Genomic DNA, 15236 nt, shown 5'->3' on the forward strand with positions numbered 1-15236 from the left:
GGCGGGCGCCGCAGCTTACCACGCGCGCTGCCCGGAGCGGTCGTACTTTTCGGCCATTGCCGGAATGCCTGCGCGCACGTGGCGTTCCGCGCGGCGCACCTGGCGGGTGAGCAGCGCGACGTGCGGCGGCACCACGCGGCGTGCGCGCAGCGTCCAGAATGCGCCGCGCAGCAGCGCCACGCCAGCGGGCCCGAGCGAGCGCTGGCGCGCGAACACCGCCAGTGCGCGGCCGGTTGCTGCGATCGCGTCGCGCGCGGGCAGGCGCATCCACGCCACCCAGGCCGTGTTGCGCGCGAGCGCGCATTGCTGCGCCCGCGTGAACCAGCGGTACAGCGGCTCGCGATGCGCGAGCGCCTGCTCGCAATAGACGATCTGGTGCCCGGCCGAAAGCATGTCGAGCGCGGCAAGCTCCTCGGCGCCGCCGTGCGAAAGCCGCTCCTCGTAGCCGCCGAGCGCGCGGAACACGCCCGCGCGGAAAATGCATGCGCCGGCCATGAAGTTGGCGAGCACAGGGCCCGCCACGCCTTCGGCCCCCGGCGACGTGGCGGCGAGCATCAGGCAGGCGGGGTGAATTTCGCGTTCGTCGCCGCTCACCACGCGCGCATTGAGCACGGCGATTTGCGCGTGCGCGTCGAGCAGCTGCGCCGCGCGTGCGAGCGCGCCGGGCGCGAACCAGGTACTGTCGTCGCAGCACGCAACGTAATCGGTGCGCGAGAGCAGCACGGCGCGATTGAACCCGGCCATGCCGTGGTCGCCCAGCGACTGGATGATGCGCACTTGCGGAAAGAGCGATGCCAGCAGCGAGACGGTGGAATCGGTGGAGCCGTTGTCGGCCACGATGACATCGGGGTGCTCGGGAAGCGCGGTGAGACGCGCGACCGTATCGATGGTTTGACGCACGTGGTTGCGCGTGAGGACGACCACCGTCACGCGCGGCGCGCTGGAAGTTCCGGGGGCATGGGCGGAGTCGTTCATCGCAGCAGGCGGCGGGAGCCGGCCGGTGAGTTGTCGAATTGACCTATGTCAGCATACGCCGATGGCGCGCGACATGCAGTACATGCGGTGTGCTAGAGGCACGGCGGCGCAGCAGCGGTGCTGCGCTGCACAGCCGTGAACTGCGCAAATTTCGCGCCGCGTCCGGCGGCGCGCAGTTAGCGGTCAGTCGCGGGCGCAGACTTCGTCGAGGTGGCCGAGCAGATCGGCGGGATCTTCGTACACGCGCAGCGCCCCGGCGCATTGCAGTTCCTCGGTGCCGTAGCCGCCCGACTGCAGGCCAATGCCGAGCGCCCGGCAGCGCTGGGCCGCGAGCATGTCCCAGACGCTGTCGCCCACCACGAGGCAGCGCTCGATCGGCACGTTCAGCCGCAATGCCGCGGCGACGAAAAGATCGGGGTCGGGCTTGGCGTGGCGCACTTCGTCACGCGTGACCACGGTCGTGACCGCCGGGTCCACGCCGAGCGCCTGCAAGTTCACGGAAGCCGTGGCGATCCGCCCGCTCGTGGCGATCGCCCACGGCACCTGGGCGGCGGTCAGCGTGTCGAGCAGCGAGCGCGCGCCGGGCAGCGGGCGCACCTGGTCGGCGTGGCGGCGGTAGGCGTCGGCGTGTAGTTTTTGCAAGCGCGCGATGCGCTCGGGCGAGATGGCCTCGTGCGTCTCGCGCAGCAACTGGTTCATGAAGAGCCCGCCGCTCATGCCGATGCGCCGGTGAATGCGCCACACCGAAAGCTCGATGCCGTCCGCGTCGAGCGCTTCCTTCCAGGCGAGCACGTGCTGGTAGACGCTGTCGACGAGCGTGCCGTCGAGGTCGAACAAAAAGGCCGATTCGTTGCGCATGAGGGCTCCTTTGGCACGCGACGATGACGCTGCGTTGGCGCAAAAAGTGTACGCCGTGCGCGCGGACGTTGCCTCAGGGCGCGCTGGCCGCCGCTGCGCCGGACGCTGCGGCTGCGCCTCGTGCGGCCCCAGCCTGCGGATACATCTGCAACAGCACGCGCAGCACGCCATTGGTCCACCCAAAGCCGTCCTGCAGCGGATATTCGCCGCCGCCCGCCGACGATGCCTTGGTGGCCGACGCGCTCACGTCGTACTTCTCGACGAGCTTGTGCGTGCGCGCGTAGTAGGCGAGATTCGTCGCGATCCAGCGCGTGGCGATTTCCTGCGCGAGGTCCTGCTCACCATAGCGGCGCAGTCCCACGACCGCGAGATATTGCAGTGGCGCCCAGCCGTTCGGCTCGTCCCATTGCTGGCCCGTCGCGACCTGGGTGGTGGCGAGGCCGCCGGGGCGCAGCAGGCCGGCGCGCACGGCGGCGGCCACGTCCTGCGCCTGGGCCTTCGTCGCGACGCCCGCATAGAGCGGATAGACGGTCGCCGCCGTGAGCCGGTGCGTGAGCGTGTGATGCGCGAAGTCGTAGTCGCTGTACGCATGCAATTGCGGGTCCCAGAGCACGCGGTCGATGGCGTCGGCGCGTTGTTGCGCGCGCTTCGTCATGAGTTCGGCCTCGCGCGCGTCGCCCTTCAGGCCGTAGGCCTTCGCGAGCGTGCGTTCGAGAATCACCATCAGCGAATTGAGATCCACCGGCGCGAGCGAAGTCACGTCGATGGTCGAGAGCGTGTGGCCGTCGGCGAGCCAGCGCGAACTGTAGTCCCAGCCCGTTTCCGCGCCCGCGCGCAGGTTGCGCCAGAGGTCCGAGGCGTCGCGTTGGGGCGTGGCGCGTGCAGTGATGATGTCCTCGCGGTACGACTCGTCGCGCGGCCGGTTGCGTGCGTCCCAATAGCGGTTGAGCAGCGTCCCGTCGGGCAGGCGCACGAGGTGGCGGGAGGCGTGGCCGGGCTTGAGCGTTTGCTCGCCGGCCATCCAGTAGTCGTATTCCTTGCGCAGTTGCGGCAGGTAATGCGGGTACATGGCGTCGCCGTCTTTCCCGGCAACGAGGCTCACCATCTGCGCGAAAAACGGCGGCTGCGAGCGGCTCAGGTAGTACGTGCGATTGCCATTCGCGATGTGCCCGTAGCGGTCGATCAGCGCGGCGAAGTTGTTCAGCTCGTCGAGCGCGAGTTCGTGGCGGCCGCTCGCCTCCAGACCGAGCATGATGAAGTACGAATCCCAGTAGTAGATCTCGTTGAAGCGCCCGCCCGGCACGACGTACGCATAAGGCAGCGGCAGCAGCGACGAATACGGATTCGGCTTCGCGTCGGGGCGGCGGCTCAGCACGTTCCAGAGCGTGTCGATGTGGCCGACGACGTCCTGGTTCGGATCGGAAACGTAGTGGTCTTCGGTTTGTGCCGGGGCCGTGAAGTACTGGTTCACGAACTGCGTGAGCGCGGCCTTGCGCGCTGCGGCGTCGTGCTCGTCCGCATGCTGCTGGCGCCAGCGCTCGTAGGCCGCCGTGATCTGGCCGGGGCGCGCGTTCGGCAGCATGTCGGCAAACGTCTTGCTGTCGGGAAAGACCTGTGCGAGCTGCACGTCGTGATAGAAGCGGCCGTAGAGGTCGGCGGGCGTGGCGGGTTGGCTCTCTTTTGCCGAGTCGTGCTGCGCTGGCGAACGAACCGGTTTTGCCGATTGCGCCGGCTTTTGCAATTCCTGCGCGCTCGCGGAGGATGCGGCGGAAGCCAGGGCATCGGCGGCATGGGCGGTTTGCGTGAGCGGCCAAGCGAGACACAACGCGGCGGCGAGCGTGGCGGCAAACGATGAGTGGCGGAGTTGCGTGGCGAATTCGGGCGTGCGGGAGCGGAGCGGCAAAGGCATGGGCTTGATGTTCTTGGTGGGCGAGGAGCGCGCCGGCGCCCAAAGCTGGAGCGCAGGCGAAGCGTGCAAATGAGCAATTTCCGTTCCGCGCCACGACTCAACGAGACGGCTGGCGAGTGCGGCGCTATTCGAAATCGGGATAGTCCATATTCTGCATATCGCGTTGCGCGATAACGGGCGCAGCGGCGAAACTTGCGAAAAATCAATTCAAGCAACGCCGCATCAGGAGACATCTCATGCGCACTCAGGTTGGCATCATTGGCGCCGGGCCCGCGGGCCTGCTTCTTTCTCATCTTCTGCATTTGCGTGGCATCGATTCGGTCGTGCTGGAGCTGCGTGGCCGCGATCAGATCGAATCGACCATTCGCGCCGGCGTGCTCGAGCAAGGCACGATGGACTTGCTCACCGAAGCCGGCGTCGGCGCTCGCATGAAGGCCGAAGGCGCGCTGCACCACGGCTTCGAACTCGCGTTCGAAGGCAAGCGCCGCCGCATCGATCTCACTGGCCTCACGGGCAAAGCCATCACGGTCTACGCACAGCATGAAGTGCTCAAAGACCTCGTGGCCGCGCGCGTGGCTGCGGACGGCAAGCTCTTCTTCAACGTCTCGAATACCTCGATTCAAGGCGTGGAAACCAGCACGCCGTCGATCCGCTTCAACCACGAAGGCGAGGAGCACGAGCTGCATTGCGACTACGTAATCGGCTGCGACGGTTTCCACGGCGTGTCGCGCGCCTCGATTCCGGCGGCGTTGCGCCAGGACTATGAGCGCGTGTTCCCGTTCGGCTGGTTCGGCATTCTCGTCGAGGCGCCGCCCACTTCCGACGAACTGATCTACGCGCGCCACGAGCGCGGCTTCGCGCTCGTCAGCACGCGCTCGCCGAATGTGCAGCGCATGTATTTCCAGTGCGACCCGAAGGACAACGTCGAGAACTGGTCCGACGACCGCATCTGGGCCGAGTTGCATGCACGCGTCGATTCGCTCGAAGGCCACCAGGTGGTGGACGGCAAGATCTTCCAGAAGAACATCGTCGGCATGCGCAGCTTCGTCACGACCACGATGCAGCACGGCCGCCTTTTTCTCGCGGGCGACGCGGCGCATATCGTGCCGCCTACCGGAGCGAAGGGCCTGAATCTCGCGGTGGCGGACGTGCGCGTGCTGAGCGCGGCGCTCGTGGCCTTCTACAAGGAAGGACGCAATGATCTGCTCGACGCCTATAGTGAAACGGCGCTGCGCCGCATCTGGCGCGCGGAGCACTTCTCGTACTGGATGACGCGCATGATGCACCGTCTCGACGACGCCACGCCGTTCGAGCAGCGCCTGCAAGTGGCTGAGCTGGAGCACGTCACGACGTCGCGCGCCGCCGCGACGGCGATGGCCGAGAACTACGTAGGCGCGGTTGCGGTGTGAGATAAGCGCCGCGAATAATCGAAACGGCCGCGCGAGTCCCGAAGGGCTCGCGCGGCCGTTTTGCGTGTGCGGTGTCGCGCTGGGCTGCGCAAGCCCGCTCAAATCGCCGTGAGCGGCGCGATGCCCAGTTCGTTCGCGATGTCGGCGAAGGGCTTTCGCACGGAGTCGGGCAGCGTGATCGTCTGCATGTGCCGCGCGCGATTTTCCGCTTCGTACTGGCCGGGATACTGCACTGGTTGCGAGGGATCCTGAGGCGGGCAGCTGAGCAGATAGTCGAGAAACGATTCGACCTCCTGCGAGCGCCACGTCGTATTGAAATCCACCTGCGGATCGAGCACCAGCGCGAACAGATTGTTGGTGGCGACGCCATTGCGCGGATTGTCCGGATGGATCGTGCCGCCGCCCGACAGCACGCCTGCGAGCAATTCCGCCACGAGTCCGAGCGCGTAGCCTTTGTGCAGGCCGAACGGCAACAGCGCGCCTGGCGGGTCGGCGAACAGCACGTTCGGGTCGTTGGTCGGTTGGCCGTTCGAGTCGATCACGGAGCCATTGGGCGCCGGCAGCCCGTTTTCCGCGAGCACGCGCGCCTTGTTCACGGCAATGGCGCTCGTGGCGATATCCACGACGAAGGGTGGCCGACCGCCCGGCAGCGGACCCGCGAAGCACAACGGGTTGGTCGTGAGCCGGGGCTCGCGCCCGCCGAAGGGCGCCACGGTCGGCGAGCGGTTCACCACGTTGGTGAACGCGAGCAGCACATAGCCCTGCGCTGCAACCATTTCGCCGTAATGCCCCATGCGCCCCAGGTGATGAGTCTGGCGCAGCGTCACGATGCATTGCCCATGTTCGCGCGTGCGCGCGATCGCGTCTTCCATCACGACCTTGCCCACGTGCTGGCCGAAGCCGCTGTGGCCGTCGTAGCCGATCAGGCTGCCGCGGTCCACCACGCGCTCGGCGCGGCCGTCGGCGGTGACGAAACCGGCGGCCAGGACGCGCTTGTAGTTGGGCAGGATCGAAAGGCCGTGGCTCGAGTAGCCCACTCGGTCGGACTCGATCAGATGGGCGGCCACGTCGGCGGCGATGTCTTCAGGCACCGAGACGTTCGTGAGCACGGCCGTGGCGAAGCGGCGTGCGTCGTCGATATTGACTTTCATGAGCGGCTCCTCGCTAACAGTGCGGTGTTCGGGTGCAGCGTTCAGATCCAGCCCAGCCAGCGCCACCACGTCGCGGCGAACAGCAGCAGCAACAGATAGCCGATGACGGTCAGCACGATGCCCACGCGCGCGAACTGCTTCGCCGTGAACGTTTCGGTGGCGAGGCACACCATGTTTTGCGGCGCGTTGATCGGCAGGATGAAGCCGAAGCTCACGACGTAGCCGAGCAGCATCGTGAGACCGAGCCGGTTGAAATCGCCCTGCATGGACTGCAGCACCGACACGAGAATCGGCAGCATCGCGGAGGTGAGCGCCGTGGCGCTCGCAAAACCGAGGTGGATGAGGATGAGAAAGGCCGAGAGAATCGCGAACGCCATGAACGGCGTGGCGGTGTCGAGCCCCGTATGATGCGCGACGAGGTCGCCGAGCCATTGGCCCGCCTTCGTCGTGAGCAGCGCCGTGCCGAGGCTGATGCCCACGCCGAACACGATCACCGTGCCCCATGGAATGCGGCTTTGCACGGTCTTCCAGTCCATCACGCCAAAGCGCGGCAACAGCAGCAGCACGAGGCCCACGTAGGTGACCGAGGTCGTGTCGAACGGGTGCAGCTTGCCTTCGGTCGCCCAGAAGCACAGCAGGCCGATGGAGACGCCCAGCAGCCGCTTTTGCGGGCCCGTCATGGGTCCGAGTTCGCGCAGCGAGGCTTCGACAGCTTCCTTGCCGCCGGCGATGGCGTCGGCTTCGGGCGGCAGCATCTTGAGCACGATGAAGAGCAGCACCGCCGACATCACGATCGCCCAGGGCGCGCCCGCAATAAGCCAGTCGAGCCACGTGACGCGCGCGCCGAGCATCTTGTCCATGAAGCCCACGGTCAGCAGATTCTGCGCGGCGGCGGTCTGGATGCCGACGTTCCAGATGCTCGTGGCTTGCGCCACCACGATCATGATGCCCGCCGCGATGTTCGAGCGCTTGTCCACACCGAACGCCGAAATCACGCCCACCATGATCGGCACGACGCAGGCGCTGCGCGCGGTGGCGCTCGGCACCACGAGCGAGAGCACGATGGTCACGGCGACCGCGCCGATCAGGATGCGCCGCGTGGTGGTGCCGATGAGCGAGAGCGTGACGAGCGCAATGCGCCGGTCGAGCCCGGTAACGGTCATCGCCGCGGAGATGAAGAGGGCGCCGGCCACGAGCGCGAGCGCGGAATTGGAGAAGCCCGCGAGCGCCATGCTGATGGCTTTGTTGGTGCCGTAGTCGACAGCGGGGTTTTCGATGGTGGGCGCGGTGCCCACGAGAAACGCCATGAGCGAGGTGATGATGATGGCGCTCGCTTCGTACGATACCGCTTCGGTGAGCCACACGACGACGGCGAATGCGAGGATGGCGAGCATGCGCTGGCCGGCGGGCGGGAGGCTATCCGGCAGGGGCAAAAGCAGCACGACGACGAGCGCGATCACGCCCGCGATCAGGCCCACAGGTATGCCCTTTTTCTGCGGCGCGGCGCTCGCGTTGGCGGCGGGCTGGGGTGCGTTCATGGCGGTGACTCCACGTTGGGCATGCACGCAGCATGGCTCGCGATGGCAGCTGGCCGAGCGCGTGCAGCTTCGAAAAGCGGCGATGTTGCGGCTTGCGAACGAGTCAGCGCATTCGCTTCGCGGATGGTACTGCCATTCCGCAGATGAAGCGTCTAGTGTGTACGGCGAGCGCGAAGGCGGGGGACATGCAGCGTTTGACGATGCTGCGGGTGATCCGGGCGAGCGGACGGTGGAAGCGTTTTAACCGGCAAGGCAGCCGGTTAAAACGGAAATGACGAATCGCGATTCAGTGTTACTGGCTGGCGCCAGCAGCAGCGTTAGCTTTCTTCTGTGCGTCCTGCAGGCTCTGCGGATAGTTCGGGTCGTTCAGCGCCGGCTTGTAGCCCGCGTCTTCCAGCTTCTTCAGCTCGGCGTTGTTCTTCGCGCGGGCTTCTTTGCGTTCGGCCTTGCGCTGCGCTTTGGCCTGAGCCTTGGCCTGTGCCTTCTGTTCCTTGGTGGGCGGTTGCGAAGTCGTGGCCTGGTCGGCGGCGGGAGCGCTGGCTTCCGTTTGCGCGAACGCTGGCGCGGTGACGCCGATCAGGAATGCGGCGGCAGCCGCGGCGAGAGTCAGCTTGCTGGTGGTGGAGCGCATTGATTCCCCTCATGATTGGTTTGAACGGCTTACTCAGGGCTGCGAGAACGGGTGCTGGCCGCTGCGCAGGAAGCAGCGGCACGCCCGTCGCTCAATGTAATCGATCCACAACAAAGACGGTAGCAGGCGCTGACCCTGGCTGACGGGCAACCGCGATACAACCGCGCTGGCCGCTCCGGGCGCTCAAGCGGCGAGTTTCGCGGCCGCCGCCGCGACGATGCGCGCGCGTTCGGCGAGCGACGCCGCTGTCTGCGCGCGCAACCTTTCCACGATTGCACGGGGTGCGCTGGCGGGGTCGCCGGAGTCGAACGGCGGCGCGGGCGCGTACTCGAGTTCGAGCTGGAGCGCCTGGGCGGCCTCGTCGCCGATCAGTTCGGCGGCGAGCGTCAATGCGAAATCGATGCCCGCCGTGATGCCGCCACCGGTCAGCACGTTGCCGTCGCGCACCACGCGTGCTTTCACGGGCAGCGCGCCGAGCGGCTCCAGCAGTTCGTGGAATGCCCAGTGCGTGGTCGCGCGGCGTCCCCGCAGCAGCCCGGCCGCACCGAGCACGAGCGCGCCCGTGCAAACCGAGGTGACGTAGCGCGCCGTGTCCGCCTGGCGGCGCAGAAATGCGAGTGTCTCGTCGTCGGGAATCAGCTTCGAGACGCCGCTGCCGCCCGGCACGCAGATCACGTCGAGCGGCGGGCAGTCCTCGAAAGTCGTGTCGGGCGTGAGCAAGAGGCCGGTGCTCGAGCGGACCGGATCGAGCGTCTTCCAGATGAGCCGCGCCTGGGTGTCCGGCATCGAGGCAAGCACGTCGTACGGGCCGGTCAGGTCGAGCTGTTGGACGCCAGGAAACAGGAGAAAGCCGATTTGCAGTGCCATGGTGCGCTTCCGTTCAAGGTTGGGCTGTCGAAGAGGGCCGGCGGCGTGCCGACGAATCGGAAATCACTGTAATCTCGCCACGGTGCGCAACCATGCCAAAAACCGCGCAAAAACTGCCAGCGGCGCACGCGCGAGTACAATCGCGCGCCGTGCACCACCGCAACAGGAAATACGCAACATGAATACGCCAGCCAACGCCACGACCAGCCCAAGCCGGACCCGTTCGTTCACGACGGTCTTCCTGATAGAGATGTGGGAGCGCTTCGGCTACTACGGCATGGCGGCGCTACTGGTGCTGTTCATGGTCGAGCAGGTCGGCTTCAGCGACCGCGAGGCGAACCTCACGTGGGGCGCCTTCGTCGCGCTCGTGTTCGCGGCGCCGGCCATTGGCGGATGGATCGGCGACCAGATTCTCGGCGCACGGCGCTCCATGGTGGCGGGCGCCGTGATCCTCGCGGCCGGCTACTTCATGCTCGCGCTGCCCAACGACAGCCTGAGCCACATGTACGCTTCGCTGGGCGTGATCGTGGTCGGCAACGGCCTCTTCAAGTCGAACGCGGCGAACCTCGTGAGGCGCATCTACGAGGGCGACGACGCGCAGCTCGACAGCGCGTTCACCATCTACTACATGGCGGTGAACATCGGCTCGACCATCTCGATGCTCGCCACGCCGTGGATCAAGGAGCATTGGGGCTGGCACGCCGCGTTCGGCGTGTGCTGCGCGGGCATGGCGCTCGGCATCCTCAACTTCCTTCTGATGCGCCGCTCGCTCTCGCGTATCGGCTCGGCCCCAGACGAAGAGCCGCTGCACCTCGGCCGCGCCGCGCTCGTGGCAGTGGGCGCCGTGGCGCTCGGCGCGGCGACGATGTTCGTGCTCCAGCACGAGGCGATCGCGCGCGGCTGCGTGTATGCCGCGGCTGCCGCCATTCTCGCGATATTCGGCTGGATGCTCGTGCGCTGCGAGCACGCCGAGCGCGCCGGCCTGATCGCGGCGCTCATTCTCACGTGCCAGGTGATCCTGTTCTTCGTGTTCTATCAGCAGATGTCGACGTCGCTCACGCTGTTCGCGCTGCGCAACGTCGATCCGCAGTTCTCGCTGTTCGGGATTGCGCTGTTCCGCTGGAGCCCGGCGCAATTCCAGGCGCTCAATCCCATCTGGATCATGGTGCTTTCGCCGGTGCTCGCCGTGCTTTACACGTCGCTTGCGCGCCGCGGCCGCGACGTGCCGGTGGCTGTGAAGTACGCACTCGGCTTCGCCGTGGTCGCCGCCGGCTTTTTCGTGTTCGCGGCGAGCGGGCGCTACGCGGTGGAAGGGCGCGTGTCGTCGTGGTTCATGGTGGCCGGCTACGGGCTTTATTCGCTCGGCGAACTGCTCGTGAGCGGCCTCGGACTCGCGATGATCGCGCGCTACGTGCCCGCGCGCATGAGCGGCTTCATGATGGGCGCGTACTTCGTCGCGACCGGTGTTTCGCAGTATCTGGGCAGCGTGGTGGCGAATTTCGCGCAGATGCCCTCGGGCACGCTCGACCCGCTTACCTCGTTGCCGCTTTATACGCGGCTCTTCACGGGGCTTGGCTGGCTCGCGTCGCTGGGCGTGCTGGTGGCGGTGCTGTTGTTGCCGATCATGAACCGCCTCTCGCGCGAACATCACGCCAAAAGCGGCGCGCAAGCCTCGCGCGAGCCGCAGTCGGAAAACATCCAGTGATCGATACACGCGCCGCGTTCAGCCGCTGCTTAATTTGTGGCAGCGGGCGCGGCGCGTTTCACGGCATGCTCAGGCCGGCATCTTGCGGAACGTCACCGCGATGCGGTTCCAGCCGTTGATCGCGATGATCAGCAGCGTGAGGTCGGCGATCTCCTGATCGCTGAAATGCGGCTTCACGCGTTCCCAAACCTCGTCGGGCACATGCGTTTGCGCGAGCAGCGTGACCGATTCGGTCCATTCGAGCGCCGCGCGCTCGCGCTCGGTGAAGAACGGCGTTTCACGCCACACCGATACCGTGGCGAGCCGGCGATCGGTTTCGCCGCCCTTGCGTGCATCCGTGGTGTGCATGTCCACGCAGTACGCGCAGCCGTTGATCTGCGAAGCACGCAGGCGCACCAGTTCCGCGAGCGGCTTTTCGATCGAGCTTTTGCTCGCGCGCTCTTCGAGCGCAATCATGGCCTTCGTGCCTTCCGGGCTGGCCTTGTAGAAATCCAGACGTGCCTGCATGAGCGTTCACCTTTCGAGTTGAATTGCCTGGTTGATGGGTTGGACTTGCGAATTGCGTAACCACAGGTGCACTTTAGGCGTTGCGCTGGCGCGTTCACATAGCCATTCTGGCAATATTTCGGGTGACCACTTTCGCTCCCGTCGAACGCTATCAGCAGCGTCATCATGGAACTCCACGTTACCGTGTCGGGCCGTCGCGACCTCGCCGGCCAGATCTATCGTCAACTGCGCGACAGCATTGTCGACGGCCGCCTGGCAGGCGGCACGCGCCTGCCGTCCACACGCGATCTCGCATTGCAGCTCGGCGTTTCGCGCAAGACCACGCTCGACGTATTCGAACGGCTGCTCGCCGAAGGCTATCTGAACTCGCGGCGCGGCTCGGGCACATTCGTCGCAGATACGCTCGAGCGCCTGCCCGCGCGCGAGCGCGGCCATCCGAATCCGCAGATTCGCGCAGCCAACGCGGCCTCTAGCGCCGTTGCCACTTCGGTGCGCAAGGCGCAGGCCACGCCGTGGTGGCAGGCGCAAGCCGAGGCGCTGCGCGACTCGTTGCCGCGTCTGGACGCGCGGCTCGCCTGCGACTTCGCGGGCGGCATCACCGACAAGTCGCGCTTTCCCTTCGACATCTGGCGGCGCTGCATCAACGACGCGCTGCGCGTGCAGGCGCGCGGCCACGGCATGTATCGCGATCCGGCGGGCGAGGAAAAGCTGCGCCTCGCCGTGTCGCGCTATCTCGCCTTCAATCGCGCGGTGCAGGGCAACTGGCAGGACGTGATCGTCACGCAGGGCGCGCAGCAGGCGCTCGATCTGCTCGCGCGCGTGACGCTTGCCCCGGGCGACGTGGTCGCCGTGGAAGACCCGGGCTATCCGCCTGCGCGTGACATCTTCGCCGCACTGGGCGCGAAGATCGTGCCGGTGCCCGTGGATCGCGACGGGCTCGTGGTCGCGCGTCTGCCGAAAGCGGCGCGGCTCGTGTACGTGACGCCCTCGCACCAGTTCCCGCTCGGCATGCCGATGAGTCTCGAGCGACGCGTCGCGCTGCTCGAATGGGCGCAGGCGCGCGGCGCGCTCGTGATCGAAGACGATTACGACTGCGAATACCGCTTCGAGGGCCGCTCGATGGAGCCGCTCAAGAGCCTCGACAACGCCGGTCTCGTCGCTTACGTCGGCACGTTTTCGAAGACGATCTTCCCGGAGTTGCGCGTGGGCTACACGGTGCCGCCCGCCGCGCTGGCCGCGCCGCTCGCCCGCGCACGGCAGATTGGCGATGCCCACGGTTGCGTACTTACGCAGACTGCGCTCGCCGACTTCATGCTCAACGGCCATTTCGCGCGCCATTTGCGGCGCATGCATCAGACGTATTCGCAGCGCCGTGACGTGCTGCTCGCGCATCTGCGTGGACCGCTCGCGCCGTGGCTCGAACCCGTCACGCCGAACACGGCTGGGTTGCACCTGGCGGCGCGGCTCGTCGCGCCGCTCGACGCCGCTGCGGTGGCGCACGCCGCGCGCCGCGCGTCGATCGGCCTGCACCCGCTCACGCCGTTTCATCTAGAAGCGCCTGTGCAGAGCGGTTTTCTGTTCGGTTACGGTGGAGTCGACGCCGAGCGTATCGATGCCGCGCTGACGTCGCTCGCCACGCTGCTGCGCACACTTTGACTGCATCTTGCCGTCGCGCCGACACCGGCATCGCAGCCGAAATCATGCAAAAACGCCATACGTATGGCGCTTTCCTGATGAACGTGCCGTGCGCCGAGCCGGGCGAAGCGTGTCGTCCGACCGTGCCTCGGGTACGCGAGGTGCACGTTTACCCCTGTAAACAGGCGTCAAAATGTGTTCGAGAGTCAGCGCCGCGCAACAAAATCGTAACGACAATGCAAAAGCTTCACGCAAAACGCTTGCGCGTATGTAGAATCCGCCGTTGAAGCACGTGCATTCCGCAGTGCTTCTTCGATTCACTGACCAACACTGGTAGGAGAAACATGCCGACTTCCGCAAAGAAAGTGGCCAAAAAGGCAGCTGCCCCGGCCAAGAAGGTTGCCGCAAAGAAAGCGCCCGCCACCAAGACGGCCGCAGCTAAGAAGGTCGCCGTGAAGGCGTCCGGCGCACCGACGCCGATCAAGGACACCTTCACGAAGGCCTCGCTGGCTACCCACGTCGCTGAGCGTGCAGGCGTCGAGCCGAAGGCTGCCAAGGCCGTGCTCGCCGCGCTGGAAGACACGATCCTCGGTTCGGTCCACAAGAAGGGCGCTGGCGAATTCACGCTGTCGGGCCTTCTGAAGATCGTCGTGCAGGCCGTGCCGGCGAAGAAGAAGCGCTTCGGCAAGGATCCGTTCACGGGTGAAGAGCGCTGGTTCCCGGCCAAGCCCGCATCGGTCCGCATCAAGGCGCGCGCCCTGAAGAAGCTGAAGGACGCAGCAGCAGCCTGATTGCGCTGATTGCGCTTCAAGCCGCGCCCTTCGGGTAGCGGCTACCGTCAGTACCAAAAAATCCCCGTTGGCGTCGAGCCCACGGGGATTTTCATTTGGTGCGTACAACCGCATAGGCGCTCCATGCCATGTTCTGATGTTATGAACTGGCGTTCGGTACTATGTTCGGAAAATCGAGCGATAATCCTTATCGGCTTCGCAATCGCGTCGACGATACGAGCCAGAATTTTCGAATATCCATAATAGAGTGTTATGCCGACAACCGACCTCAGTTTGCGCCAGGTGGAAGCGTTTCGCGCATTGATGCACTGGCGCACCGTCACCCGCGCGGCGCAGGCGCTCGGCATTTCGCAGCCCGCGGTGAGCCGTCTGCTTGCCGACTTCGAAACGAAGATGGGGTTCACGCTTTTCGAGCGACGCCAAGGGCGTTTGCTGCCGACCGTCGAGGCGCATACGCTGCAAGACGAAGTCGAGCGCGCGTTCTTCGGCTTCGAGCGCGTGGCCCAGGCGGCCGCGCAGATTCGCGCGCAGCGGCGCGGCGTCGTGCGTGTCGCCGCTTCAGCAGATCTTTGCGCCGACTTCCTGCCGCGCGTGGCCGCTGCGTTCGCGAGCGAGCACGAGGGCGTCGATCTCGAACTGATGACTGGCGAAGCCGCCGAGATTGCCGAGCGCGTGGCGGCGCAACGCTGCGATCTCGGTTTCGTGGCGCAAGCCGTCGTGCATCCTGGCGCCCGTCTCGAGTATCTGGGTGAATGGCCGCTGCGCTGCATCGTGCCGCGCGGACACCGGCTCGCGCGCAAGCGCATGATCCATGCGCAAGACTGCGCGGGCGAACGCTTCGTTTCGTTTGCCGCGGCGAGCGAGGCGCGTCATTCCATCGACCGGCTCTTTGCCGAATGCGGGGTGGCGCGCGAGCCCGGCATCGAAGCGGCGCTCGCGCAATCCGTCGTGGGGATGGTGGAGGCGGGAATGGGCATCGCGCTCGTCGACGCGCTGACGGCCCAGCACGCTAGCGCGCGGGTGAGCGTGAAGCGCTTCACGCCCGCGCTGTCGAGCGCGCTCCATGTCGTGCGCGGCACGCAGCGCGCGGCGACGGCGTTGAGCGACGCATTCGTGTGGCACGCCGCAGCCGCGCTGGCGCGGCTGCGCTGAGGCTTTTACTCGTCTAAAAGACCTGTAAACGGCGCAAGGCCGTGCACACACACGGCCTTGCACGAACCGCCGTGGAGGATCGCTTCTAAAACCTCGCGGGCATAAAAA

Annotated in this window: 13 protein-coding genes; 5 read left to right on the top strand and 8 right to left on the bottom strand. The window is 66.3% G+C overall.

Going from position 1 to position 15236, the window contains the following annotated elements; translation table 11 throughout:
* Nucleotides 1–15: 15 nt before the first annotated feature.
* From L0U83_RS17555 to treF, 3 genes are all read right to left on the bottom strand, one after another.
* Nucleotides 16–975 (bottom strand): glycosyltransferase family 2 protein, encoded by a 960-nt coding sequence (locus L0U83_RS17555; RefSeq protein WP_233885051.1) that lies wholly within the window; start codon nt 973–975, stop codon nt 16–18.
* Nucleotides 976–1158: 183 nt separating this feature from the next.
* Nucleotides 1159–1833, bottom strand: a complete 675-nt coding sequence (locus tag L0U83_RS17560) for an HAD family hydrolase (RefSeq protein ID WP_233885052.1) — start codon at nt 1831–1833, stop codon at nt 1159–1161.
* A 73-nt stretch (nt 1834–1906) separates the two neighbouring features.
* Entirely contained in the window at nt 1907–3742 is a 1836-nt protein-coding gene (treF, locus tag L0U83_RS17565) for an alpha,alpha-trehalase TreF (protein WP_233885053.1), read from the bottom strand.
* Between the two features lie 236 nt (nt 3743–3978).
* Here treF and L0U83_RS17570 point away from each other — a divergent pair, with 236 nt between their 5' ends.
* Nucleotides 3979–5151 carry a 4-hydroxybenzoate 3-monooxygenase gene (locus L0U83_RS17570; protein WP_233885054.1) on the top strand — a complete coding sequence of 391 codons (1173 nt, stop codon included), beginning with the start codon at nt 3979–3981 and terminating at the stop codon, nt 5149–5151.
* A 98-nt stretch (nt 5152–5249) separates the two neighbouring features.
* On the opposite strand, the gene L0U83_RS17575 is transcribed toward L0U83_RS17570, so the two are convergent.
* The 4 genes from L0U83_RS17575 to L0U83_RS17590 form a co-directional block, all read right to left on the bottom strand.
* Nucleotides 5250–6302 (bottom strand): Ldh family oxidoreductase, encoded by a 1053-nt coding sequence (locus L0U83_RS17575; protein WP_233885056.1) that lies wholly within the window; start codon nt 6300–6302, stop codon nt 5250–5252.
* A 41-nt stretch (nt 6303–6343) separates the two neighbouring features.
* Complete coding sequence (locus L0U83_RS17580) at nt 6344–7840, bottom strand: DASS family sodium-coupled anion symporter (RefSeq protein WP_233885058.1); 1497 nt, start codon at nt 7838–7840, stop codon at nt 6344–6346.
* Between the two features lie 292 nt (nt 7841–8132).
* A complete protein-coding gene (locus L0U83_RS17585; protein ID WP_233885059.1) occupies nt 8133–8471 on the bottom strand; it encodes a DUF4148 domain-containing protein in 339 nt (112 codons plus the stop codon).
* Nucleotides 8472–8654: 183 nt separating this feature from the next.
* A complete protein-coding gene (locus L0U83_RS17590) occupies nt 8655–9338 on the bottom strand; it encodes a DJ-1/PfpI family protein (protein ID WP_233885060.1) in 684 nt (227 codons plus the stop codon).
* A gap of 178 nt (nt 9339–9516) precedes the next feature.
* Between L0U83_RS17590 and L0U83_RS17595 the strand changes: the two genes are divergently transcribed.
* The gene (locus L0U83_RS17595) at nt 9517–11043 is read left to right on the top strand and encodes a peptide MFS transporter (protein WP_233885062.1); all 1527 of its coding nucleotides are present in this window, start codon (nt 9517–9519) and stop codon (nt 11041–11043) included.
* Nucleotides 11044–11112: 69 nt separating this feature from the next.
* Here L0U83_RS17595 and L0U83_RS17600 read toward each other — a convergent pair whose 3' ends face one another.
* The gene (locus L0U83_RS17600; protein WP_233885064.1) at nt 11113–11550 is read right to left on the bottom strand and encodes a carboxymuconolactone decarboxylase family protein; all 438 of its coding nucleotides are present in this window, start codon (nt 11548–11550) and stop codon (nt 11113–11115) included.
* 165 nt (nt 11551–11715) lie between these two features.
* Here L0U83_RS17600 and pdxR point away from each other — a divergent pair, with 165 nt between their 5' ends.
* The 3 genes from pdxR to L0U83_RS17615 all read left to right on the top strand — a co-directional run bounded on the left by pdxR (nt 11716) and on the right by L0U83_RS17615 (nt 15128).
* Nucleotides 11716–13206 carry a MocR-like pyridoxine biosynthesis transcription factor PdxR gene (pdxR, locus tag L0U83_RS17605; RefSeq protein WP_233885067.1) on the top strand — a complete coding sequence of 497 codons (1491 nt, stop codon included), beginning with the start codon at nt 11716–11718 and terminating at the stop codon, nt 13204–13206.
* 323 nt (nt 13207–13529) lie between these two features.
* On the top strand, nt 13530–13976 hold the full coding sequence (locus tag L0U83_RS17610) for an HU family DNA-binding protein (protein WP_158760958.1): 447 nt from the start codon (nt 13530–13532) through the stop codon (nt 13974–13976).
* A 252-nt stretch (nt 13977–14228) separates the two neighbouring features.
* The gene (locus L0U83_RS17615) at nt 14229–15128 is read left to right on the top strand and encodes a LysR substrate-binding domain-containing protein (RefSeq protein WP_233885071.1); all 900 of its coding nucleotides are present in this window, start codon (nt 14229–14231) and stop codon (nt 15126–15128) included.
* The last annotated feature ends 108 nt before the right edge of the window (nt 15129–15236 follow it).

Source organism: Paraburkholderia flagellata (genome assembly GCF_021390645.1).
GTDB lineage: Bacteria > Pseudomonadota > Gammaproteobacteria > Burkholderiales > Burkholderiaceae > Paraburkholderia > Paraburkholderia flagellata.

Coding starts and splice junctions, on each gene's coding strand:
- L0U83_RS17595 (WP_233885062.1), top strand. CDS start 9,517: ATGAATACGCCAGCCAACGCCACGACCAGCCCAAGCCGGACCCGTTCG.
- L0U83_RS17615 (WP_233885071.1), top strand. CDS start 14,229: ATGCCGACAACCGACCTCAGTTTGCGCCAGGTGGAAGCGTTTCGCGCA.
- L0U83_RS17590 (WP_233885060.1), bottom strand. CDS start 9,338: ATGGCACTGCAAATCGGCTTTCTCCTGTTTCCTGGCGTCCAACAGCTC.
- pdxR (WP_233885067.1), top strand. CDS start 11,716: ATGGAACTCCACGTTACCGTGTCGGGCCGTCGCGACCTCGCCGGCCAG.
- L0U83_RS17600 (WP_233885064.1), bottom strand. CDS start 11,550: ATGCAGGCACGTCTGGATTTCTACAAGGCCAGCCCGGAAGGCACGAAG.
- L0U83_RS17610 (WP_158760958.1), top strand. CDS start 13,530: ATGCCGACTTCCGCAAAGAAAGTGGCCAAAAAGGCAGCTGCCCCGGCC.
- treF (WP_233885053.1), bottom strand. CDS start 3,742: ATGCCTTTGCCGCTCCGCTCCCGCACGCCCGAATTCGCCACGCAACTC.
- L0U83_RS17575 (WP_233885056.1), bottom strand. CDS start 6,302: ATGAAAGTCAATATCGACGACGCACGCCGCTTCGCCACGGCCGTGCTC.
- L0U83_RS17560 (WP_233885052.1), bottom strand. CDS start 1,833: ATGCGCAACGAATCGGCCTTTTTGTTCGACCTCGACGGCACGCTCGTC.
- L0U83_RS17580 (WP_233885058.1), bottom strand. CDS start 7,840: ATGAACGCACCCCAGCCCGCCGCCAACGCGAGCGCCGCGCCGCAGAAA.
- L0U83_RS17555 (WP_233885051.1), bottom strand. CDS start 975: ATGAACGACTCCGCCCATGCCCCCGGAACTTCCAGCGCGCCGCGCGTG.
- L0U83_RS17585 (WP_233885059.1), bottom strand. CDS start 8,471: ATGCGCTCCACCACCAGCAAGCTGACTCTCGCCGCGGCTGCCGCCGCA.
- L0U83_RS17570 (WP_233885054.1), top strand. CDS start 3,979: ATGCGCACTCAGGTTGGCATCATTGGCGCCGGGCCCGCGGGCCTGCTT.